The following is a 9,468-nucleotide window of genomic DNA, read 5'->3' as shown; positions in this document are numbered from 1 at the left end:
GGGGGTTTTGTCATGCCTATTCGGCGTACAATCAAAAGGACTTCCGCAGAATTTGCGAAAGTCCTTAGTATAACCAATATTGACTGTTACATTGACGCGTCATGCATACACGCGGTCAATCTGCAGTAAACGATTAGGCTTCAAATATAAACGATTACGCTTCAAATAAGAGATAAATATTCATCCCCGTCACCACAAGCCCGATAAGCCACAACATAACCGCCGTAGACGGTTTGTTTTTGTATACCCCCATAACCTTGGCCGAACCGGTCAAGTAGAGCTGCAAGAAAATGGTAAACGGCAATTGCAAACTGAGGAACATTTGTGAAACGAGGAGTGCTTTAAACGAGTCTTGAATGAATAAAATGAGCACGAGCGCCGGAATATAAGTAAGTGCGAGCCCGATGCGACTGTGCAAATCCTTCATATCATAGGATTCACCAAACATCCCCGCAAAAATACTGGCTCCCGCCATACCGGCCGTAGCCGACGAAGCAAGCCCCGCAAAGAGTAAGGCGATGGCAAAAATAACCCCTGCCGACGGCCCGATTAACGGTACCAACAATTCCTGAGCCTGTTCTAACTCTTCTACCATTACGCCTTGCGCAAAGAACGTAGCGGCCGCCAGAATAATCATGGCGGAATTGATGGCCCAGCCAATCCCCATGGAAAGAATAGTATCCAAGAACTCATAACGCAAGCGTTTCTTCATAATTTCCGGATCTTTTTTATTGAACTCACGGCTCTGAATAATTTCCGAATGAAGAAATAAATTATGAGGCATAATAACGGCCCCTAAAATACTCAAGATAACGAGCATCGATTCATTCGGCAATGTCGGATTCACCCAACCGAGTCCTGATGCAGCCCAATCTACATCAACCATGGAAAGCTCTGCCAAATAGGCTAACGCAATGAGCGATACAAAGCCGGCAATAACTTTTTCAAGCTTACTGTACGAATTTGTCAACAGCATGACGGTACACACAATGGCCGTCAAAATAGATCCGATAAAAAGGGGAATGCCGAACAGCATTTTTAAAGCTATGGCCGCCCCGATAAACTCGGCTAGTGCCGTAGCCGCAGCTGCCAACCCTGCCGTACTCAACAAAGTACGGGACAACCAACGGGGCAATGTCTCATAGGCACATTCCGACAAACAACGACCGGTTACAATGCCCAAATGGGCCACATTATGTTGCAACAAGATGAGCATAATCGTTGAAAGGGTAACAACCCATAACAAACTGTAACCGAATTGGGCTCCGGCCGCTAAGTTGGCAGCCCAGTTCCCCGGGTCGATAAAGCCGACCGTTACTATAATCCCCGGTCCAATGTATCGGAAAACTTCCGAAACTCCCTGTTTGTGGACCGTATTTAGTTTTTCTTTAATACGTGACAACATACCCTTCACCATTTCCTATCTTTTATAATCCAACGACACCGATTCACATACACTCATAATTACGGCTTGGATTTCAGCAAGGGTCCCCTTCCTGTCACAGTCCAAACACTATTGTGCGGCAGATGCACTTTCAGCAGCACTATTTGGATTTACCGGTTTAGCATCGGCATTGGCTCCGCCATCGTTAGCCGCATCAGCTTGAGCGGCTCCCTGAACTACCGGACCGGGCTGAGCCTGCGCGCCTGTCTCTTTATTGCCGGATTTGCCTTGATCCCGGGCAGCTTCTTTGTCTGCTTTAGCCTGTGCTTTCGCGGCTGCTTTATCAGCTTTAGCCTTGGCCTTAGCCGCTTCTTTATCGGCTTTAGCCTGAGCCTTAGCGGCCGCTTTATCCTGTTTAGCCTGTTCTGCTTTTTCTTCCGCTTCTATGCGTGCACGATTTTCCTGAAATTTTTCACGCGATTTAGCTGCTTCTTCATCAGCCTGAGCAATCGCCTGTTTGCCTACTTTATCATACAAAGCATCCGGCGCTGCCACACCGCTGCTCGAAATGACCACACCTACACGAGCCCTGGCATCACTGCGGCCGCGATTGTCAAAACGAAGGCGCACGTCGCCACCAGTTTGCACCTTGCTGCTGTCCACTTCAAAATGCTTCATTTTTTCCGCAATTTCTTCACGGGTTAATGCCGGCTGTTGTCCTTGCGAAATAGCATCTTCGCCGCGTTTACCTTCGCGAATTTCCTGATCCCGGTTATATTGCATCAAATCCTCACGGAATTCACTGTACAAGCGAATGGCAATATTTTTATCCGTATCATTCATTGTCTCACGACGTTCCACAATATCAGCCACCAGTGGTGTCAATTCATAACGCGTATATACTTGAGTTCCCAAATTTAAACCTTTAGTATCAGTAAGTGCCCCATGCTTTTCGAGCGTCATTAACGCCTGATACGCCCAATCCGACGGTTTCACATCGGCCAGGCGATTATCAGCCTGACTGATACCTACAGTACAAACGGTACATAAACCGGCTACTAATAAAGCTTTTTTCCAATTCATGGTCAATCTCCTTATTTTCTTAAATTCATCAATATTATACCATGTTTTTACGAACTTTGCTATCATTGAAAGTCATTATCAAAATTAATTAAAGTTATTCGCCGCTTTCCAAAAACTTCGCCTGTTTCAAGCAAACATAGCCCTAACTTTTTCAAAAAATCCTCTCATTTCAAGCAAATATGGTCCTAACAGCACTATACAAAATTCATTTCGGAATTTCATGAAAAAACGGCTTTTTACCCAACATACTAGTGTTTAAGTAAAAAGCCGTTTTTATCTATTCAACTGTTGTCCCTTACAATTTTTCAGTTTATTCGGCGCTCACAACCGCCGTTTTCATAGATCTTACGTATTCCCCTAATGCTTCATCAGCCGCATCACCATGGGCTTCAATGATTTTTACAATAGCCGAACCTACGATAGCCCCGTCCGAAACGGCCGCCATTGCTTTCGCCTGTTCCGGTTCGGCAATACCGAAACCGATAGCTACCGGCACGTCGGTATATTTTTTAATCGTTTGCACTAAGCCTGCGATATCGGTAGTAATTTCCTTGCGCACGCCCGTCACCCCTAAGGAAGATACGCAGTAAACAAAACCTTTTGCATCAGATGCAATGCGTTCGATACGCTGTTCTGAAGTTGGAGCGATTAAGGAAATCACGGTAACCCCCGCCGCAGCCGCCACATCTTCAATTTCACCTTTTTCTTCGTAAGGCATGTCCGGTACGATGATGCCGCGAATGTTAAGCGCTTGGCAGCGGGCAAAGAATTTTTCCGCGCCATATACATAAACCGGGTTCAAATAGGTCATGAACACCAACGGAATCGTAACGGTCTCACGGACTTTTTGAACCATGGCAAAAATGGCATCCGTAAGAGCTCCGCTTTTTAGCGCTCTTTGGGAGGCGCGCTGAATGACTTCCCCTTCGGCTACCGGATCGGAGAAGGGAATGCCGATTTCCACTAAATCGGCGCCCGCATCAGCCATAACCTTAATATAACGGGCCGTGGCTTCCAAATTAGGGTCGCCGGCAGTCAAAAATCCGATAAATGCTTTACCCTTGGCAAAAGCTTGTTCTATTGCATAACTGTCTTGTTGTACCTTATTCATTGATGTCATACCCCCTGTATCGCGCCATAGCCGCTACATCCTTATCACCGCGACCGGAAATACAAATAATAATCGATTCATCACGACCCATTGTCGGTGCCACCTTCATAGCATGAGCTACGGCATGGGCACTTTCAATAGCCGGAATAATGCCTTCGGTGCGCGATAAATATTCAAAGGCCGTTACCGCTTCTTCATCGGTAATCGGAACGTAAGTAGCTCGACCCGTATCGTGTAAGTACGAATGTTCCGGTCCGATACCCGGATAATCAAGACCGGCCGAGATAGAGTATACCGGTGCAATTTGGCCGTATTCGTTTTGCACGAAATAGGAACGCATGCCGTGGAAAATCCCCGGTGTTCCTTTTGCCAACGTAGCCGCATGTTCTTTCGTTTCGATGCCGAGGCCCGCCGCTTCACAACCTACCAACTGAACCCCTTCATCCGGAATAAAATGGTAGAACATGCCGATAGCATTGCTGCCACCACCGACACAGGCGAGCACCATGCTTGGCAACTTGCCTTCAGCGTCCAAAATTTGTTCCCGCGCTTCTTTACTGATAATGCTTTGGAAATCACGCACAATCATGGGGAACGGATGCGGACCTACGGCTGACCCCATGGCATAATAGGTATCATCCACCCGGCGAGTCCATTCACGAAGCGTTTCACTGACTGCGTCTTTTAAGGTCATAGTCCCTGACGTTACGGGATGTACCTTCGCGCCTAATAATTCCATGCGATACACATTAAGGGCCTGACGTTCCGTGTCTTCTTTACCCATGAAAATCTCGCATTCCATGCCGAGAAGTGCCGCTGCCGTAGCGGCCGCAACACCATGTTGACCGGCGCCGGTCTCAGCAATGATACGTTTTTTACCCATTCGTTTGGCCAACAAAACCTGTCCCAATACATTGTTAATCTTATGGGAGCCGGTATGATTTAAATCTTCACGTTTCAAATAAATTTTGGCGCCGCCCAAATCTTCCGACATATGCTTGGCATAGTACAAAATCGACGGACGGCCCGTGTAATTCACCTGTAGTTCTTCCAATTCGGCCACGAAATCGGGGTCATTTTTATATTTCTCATACGCTGCTTCTACTTCAAGGACAGCGTTCATCAAAATCTCCGGAATATATTGCCCGCCATGCTCACCATAGCGGCCCTTGCGTTGTACTTCACTCACAAAACTCACCTCTCCAATCTTTCTCTTTTATTGTTTTACTATTTTCAAAAAGTCTTCTACTTTTCGTTCATCTTTAACGCCGTCAGTCTCTACACCACTGCTCACATCAACACCATAAGGTTTGGCAATGCACATCGCTCGAGCTACATTGGTAATATTTAAACCGCCGGCCAACATAAAGGGCTTCGTAAAATCTCTTAAAAGCGACCAGTCAAAGCTTTGACCGGATCCGCCCCGTTCGCCCTTTACAAACGTATCAAATAGAATCAAATCGGCTGAACTGTCACGCCATCGCGCTACATCGGCGGCTGATTTCACCGGAACGGCTTTCCAAATGGCCGCCTTCGTCAATTGACGTAACGCCGCAATATCTTCTTCCGTTTCATCGCCGCAAAGCTGAATCACATCAAGGGGCACGGCTATGGCCAGCTTCGCCATAACTTCTAATGACTCGTTAACAAAGATACCTGCTTTTTTTACTGTCGGCACCAAATGGGCCGCCAAGGTTTTAGCCTCAATACAAGTCACCTGCCGTTTGCTGGGAGCAAATACGAAACCTATATACTCCGGTCTTAATTCATGGGGCAACGCATTGATTAAGGCAATATCTTCCGGCCGTTTCAAGCCGCATATTTTTGCTTTCACCGGTGGTACTTTGCCGTAGAGTTCGGCAATCGCTTTTCCCTTATCGGCCACTCTCATAAAACGCTCCCCGATAAGGGCGGCGCCGATACCGTTTTCACGGAGGGCTTCTATATCAGAGGCCGTATTAAGACCGCTTTCCGATACAAATATAACCGAATCAGGCACCAGCTTTCTAAGCTTCAAACTGTGATTAATATCTACCGTAAAATCACGCAAATCGCGATTATTTACGCCGATAACCCGTGCCCCTATATTAAGAGCTTTAGCTATTTCTTCTTCCGAATGGGCCTCAACCAAACAGGCCAAGCCTAAACTGTTTGCCAATCCATGAAAATTCTTTAATTCTTCTTCCGATAGAATCGCACAAATCAATAAAATGGCGGAGGCACCGATTACTTTGGCCTCATATATCTGATAGCTGTCGATGGTAAAATCTTTGCGCAGCACCGGAATCTGTACTGCCTTGGCAATCTCTGTGAGGTATGTATCGGCCCCTTGGAAAAACTCCGATTCCGTCAATACCGATATAGCGGCGGCACCGGCCTTTTCATAATCCTCGGCAATCGCCAAATAAGGGAAATCTTCCGCAATAACGCCTTTCGATGGCGAGGCTTTTTTCACCTCGCAGATAAAATTCATCGAGCCCGCCCGCAGCGCTTTTTCAAAAGCAAAGGGGAATTGTCCGCCCTGTTTTGCCAGTTCGGCTCGTGCTATAACCTCTGCTTTGGCCTTGATCAGCTCCAAAGGCACACTTTCTTTTAACTTGGCCACCCGCGCTTTAGTGGCTGCTACAATCGTATCAAGAATCATTAAGCCACCTCATTGGTAGCGGCGATTAAATCTTCCAGCACCGCCAGGGCCTTGCCTTCATCGATAAGCCGCGCAGCCTTAGCAATACCTTCAGCTAACGTAGTATCTTCTTCTGCCAAATGGAAACTCATGCCTGCATTAAGAAGAACCGCATTACGACGGGAGCCGTTTTCACCATTCAATACGGAGCGGGTAATTTCCGCATTAACCGGCCCGTCACCGCCTACGAGTTCAGCCGGTTTGGCATAGGCAAGGCCGAATTCAGCAGGATCCAGCACATAGCTGGTTAACTTGCCATCATTAATTTCGCAAACATAGGTCTTATCACAAGCGGTAATTTCATCGAGACCGTCAAAACCGTGAACTACGGCGCCTCGTTTAACCCCCAGATTAGCTAATACCTGAGCCATCGGTTCCACTAATTCCTTCGCATATACGCCCATGAGCTGCATGGTCGCACCGGCGGGATTCGTCAAAGGTCCGAGCACATTAAACACGGTGCGAATTCCTAAAGCCTTGCGCACCGGCATGGCGTATTTCATGGAGCTATGATAGAGTGGGGCAAACATAAAGCACATGCCCACTTTATTAAGCACATCCTGATTGGCCGGTCCCGGTACATTTAAATTAACCCCTAAGGCTTCCAAGCAATCAGCGGCGCCACATTTACTGGATACACTGCGATTCCCGTGCTTAGCGACCGGAATACCGCCGGCAGCGATTACAAAGCCTGCGGTGGTGGAAATATTAAACGTATTCGCCTTATCACCACCGGTACCGACGATTTCAAATACATCCTTAGCGTGCTTTACGGGCATGGCTTTTTCACGCATGCCTTGAGCGAAACCGGTAATCTCATCGATGGTTTCCCCCTTAAGGCGAAGTGCCCCCAACAAAGCACCGATTTGAGCCTCATTGGCTTCACCGTTCATAATCTCACGCATGGCTCCCAAAGCCATATCGTAAGTCAAATCCTTACCGTCTACCACTGTTTCAATCGCCGTTTTAATTATCATGATTAGCTCCTCTCGGGCCTTGCCCTCTCTTATTTGTCAATACTCTCAGTTCTCAATATTTCATCGTAATTTACTTATACACTCATGTTCAAAAAGTTCTTTAAAATCTCAATGCCATGGGGTGTTAAAATCGATTCCGGATGGAATTGAACGCCGTATAGCGGTCCTGATTTATGTTCCATGGCCATGATTTCGCCGTCCGCCGTTTCCGCTGTAACCACCAGCTCTTCCGGTAAGCTTGCTCTATCTACCGCCAAAGAATGATAGCGCGCCGCTTCGAAGTGCTTTGGCAGACCTTCAAACAACTTGGAGTCTTTAATTATATTAACCTCACTGGACTTGCCGTGCATTACCGTTTTGGCAAAACCTACGGTACCGCCAAAGCTTTCCGCCAAGGCCTGATGACCGAGGCAAACACCTAAGAGCGGAATTTTACCGGCCACGGCCGGAATCAATGTTTCGTAAATGCCCGCTTCATTCGGTCGACCCGGTCCCGGCGATAATACGATGTGACTCGGGTTCAGTTCAAGCACTTCCGGTACCGTTAATTCATCGCTGCGAACCACTTTAATATCCGAATTCAAGGTTCCGATAAATTGATATAAATTAAAGGAAAAACTGTCATAATGATCAATCAACAATATCATAACCGGTCACCTCTACCCCTTTCTTAATGGCTTCGATTATAGCCTGCGCCTTGTTGCGCGTTTCTTCATATTCATTGGCCGGTACACTGTCCCGTACGATACCGGCGCCGGAACGAACCGCTACATAACCGCCTCTGGCCACCGCCATGCGAATGCCAATACAAGTGTCCATATTGCCGGCAAAATCTAAATATCCGATAGCCCCCGCATACACGCCGCGCGGTGCTTTCTCAAGTGTTTGCAAAATCTCTACGGCCCGAATCTTCGGTGCCCCCGATAAGGTGCCGGCCGGTAAGGTAGCACTTAATGCATCCAATGCATCCTTATCTTTTTGAAGTGTTCCCGATACGGCGGAACAAATATGCATCACATGAGAGAATCGTTGAATTTCTCTAAGCGCTGTTACCTTCACACTACCGAATTCACAAACACGACCTAAATCATTACGGCCTAAATCGACCAACATATTATGTTCGGCCAATTCCTTTTCGTCATTTCTCAACCGCTCTTCATACGCCATATCTTCCGCTTTATTCTTACCTCGCGGCATCGTTCCGGCGATTGGGAAGGTTTCCACCTGACCATCACGAACCTTCACCAAAGTTTCCGGTGAGGCTCCGGTCAATTCCATATGCGGGCTGCTGAGATAAAACATATACGGCGATGGATTTGTAGTACGCAAGATACGATAAGCATTGAGTAAACTGCCTTTAAACCGTGCGCGACGTCCGATGGATAACACGCCTTGGAAAATATCCCCTTTTCTAATATGCTCCTGTAAGGTTTCAATCTTTGCCATGAATTCTTCTTTGGTAAACTCGTCTTCAAATTCCGTTAAGAGGTTACCGGCCGGTTCATTCACTTCTTCCCCTGTCGCCACCAATTTGGCTAAACTTTCCAGCTCCAATTGAGCCTTGTTATAATTCGTTTCCAACTCATCGGTGCGAATATTGGTAATTAAAATAATCTTTTTCTTATAATGATCAAACACAATAACTTTATCAAACAACAAAAGGTCCACATCGTTGAAGATTGGTATATCGTAAGGACCGGTGGACATCAACTTCATCCGTTGTGCTTGAAAACCGTGATCCAAATGCGGTTCTTGGTAAGTCATGTATTCATAGCCGAAGTAACCTACAAGACCACCTGTAAAGGTGGGCAAAAAATCGAATTGCGGACTACGGTATTCTTTCATTACCCGGCGAATTTCTTCATTCGGCTTGGTCGTCCGATAGGTTTGCGTCGTAGCGCCCTTAATCGTCATCGTGCCGGCCTTACAGGTGATTTCAAGGAGAGGATTATAACCCAGGAATGAATAGCGCCCCCAGTTCTCTTTGTTATCCGCACTTTCCAATAAAAAGGCAGTTTTGCTTACACGTTTTAACGCTTTAAGCACACTCACTACAGTTCGCGTATCCGAAAAGATTTCTTTGTATACGGGCACAATCGGATAATCTGCAGCGTATTTTTTTAATGTTTCCAATGGTAACTGATTCATAATGGCAGCTCCTTTTTCTCAATCATTTGGGCCAACGCTTATAACATTTAATACTTTCCATGCCAAGCTTTTTATGCTAACT

General features: G+C 46.7%; 8 protein-coding genes. All 8 read right to left on the bottom strand.

Annotation, left to right across the window (positions count from 1 at the left end; translation table 11 throughout):
- Positions 1 to 154 precede the first annotated feature (154 nt).
- The 8 genes from QZL64_RS11560 to QZL64_RS11525 all read right to left on the bottom strand — a co-directional run bounded on the left by QZL64_RS11560 (position 155) and on the right by QZL64_RS11525 (position 9,386).
- Entirely contained in the window at positions 155 to 1,405 is a 1,251-nt protein-coding gene (locus QZL64_RS11560) for an Nramp family divalent metal transporter (protein WP_021842134.1), read from the bottom strand.
- Between the two features lie 108 nt (positions 1,406 to 1,513).
- Positions 1,514 to 2,467: a hypothetical protein gene (locus QZL64_RS11555; RefSeq protein WP_021842133.1), complete on the bottom strand. Its 954-nt coding sequence runs from the start codon at positions 2,465 to 2,467 to the stop codon at positions 1,514 to 1,516.
- A gap of 310 nt (positions 2,468 to 2,777) precedes the next feature.
- Positions 2,778 to 3,578 carry a tryptophan synthase subunit alpha gene (trpA, locus tag QZL64_RS11550; RefSeq protein WP_021842132.1) on the bottom strand — a complete coding sequence of 267 codons (801 nt, stop codon included), beginning with the start codon at positions 3,576 to 3,578 and terminating at the stop codon, positions 2,778 to 2,780.
- A complete protein-coding gene (trpB, locus tag QZL64_RS11545) occupies positions 3,571 to 4,767 on the bottom strand; it encodes a tryptophan synthase subunit beta (RefSeq protein ID WP_021842131.1) in 1,197 nt (398 codons plus the stop codon). Before trpB ends, trpA begins: the two co-directional genes overlap by 8 nt.
- Positions 4,768 to 4,794: 27 nt before the next feature.
- Positions 4,795 to 6,222, bottom strand: coding sequence for a bifunctional indole-3-glycerol-phosphate synthase TrpC/phosphoribosylanthranilate isomerase TrpF (gene trpCF, locus QZL64_RS11540; RefSeq protein WP_021842130.1), 1,428 nt, complete (start codon positions 6,220 to 6,222; stop codon positions 4,795 to 4,797).
- Positions 6,222 to 7,235: an anthranilate phosphoribosyltransferase gene (gene trpD / locus QZL64_RS11535; RefSeq protein WP_156704677.1), complete on the bottom strand. Its 1,014-nt coding sequence runs from the start codon at positions 7,233 to 7,235 to the stop codon at positions 6,222 to 6,224. Before trpD ends, trpCF begins: the two co-directional genes overlap by 1 nt.
- A 77-nt stretch (positions 7,236 to 7,312) precedes the next feature.
- Entirely contained in the window at positions 7,313 to 7,885 is a 573-nt protein-coding gene (locus QZL64_RS11530; RefSeq protein ID WP_021842128.1) for an anthranilate synthase component II, read from the bottom strand.
- Entirely contained in the window at positions 7,869 to 9,386 is a 1,518-nt protein-coding gene (locus tag QZL64_RS11525) for an anthranilate synthase component I family protein (protein WP_021842127.1), read from the bottom strand. Before QZL64_RS11525 ends, QZL64_RS11530 begins: the two co-directional genes overlap by 17 nt.
- Positions 9,387 to 9,468: the final 82 nt, after the last annotated feature.

Source organism: Veillonella sp. CAG:933, assembly GCF_000431435.1.
Taxonomy (GTDB): Bacteria; Bacillota; Negativicutes; order Veillonellales; family Veillonellaceae; genus Veillonella_A.
This window is presented reverse-complemented; position numbering and strand designations above follow the sequence as displayed.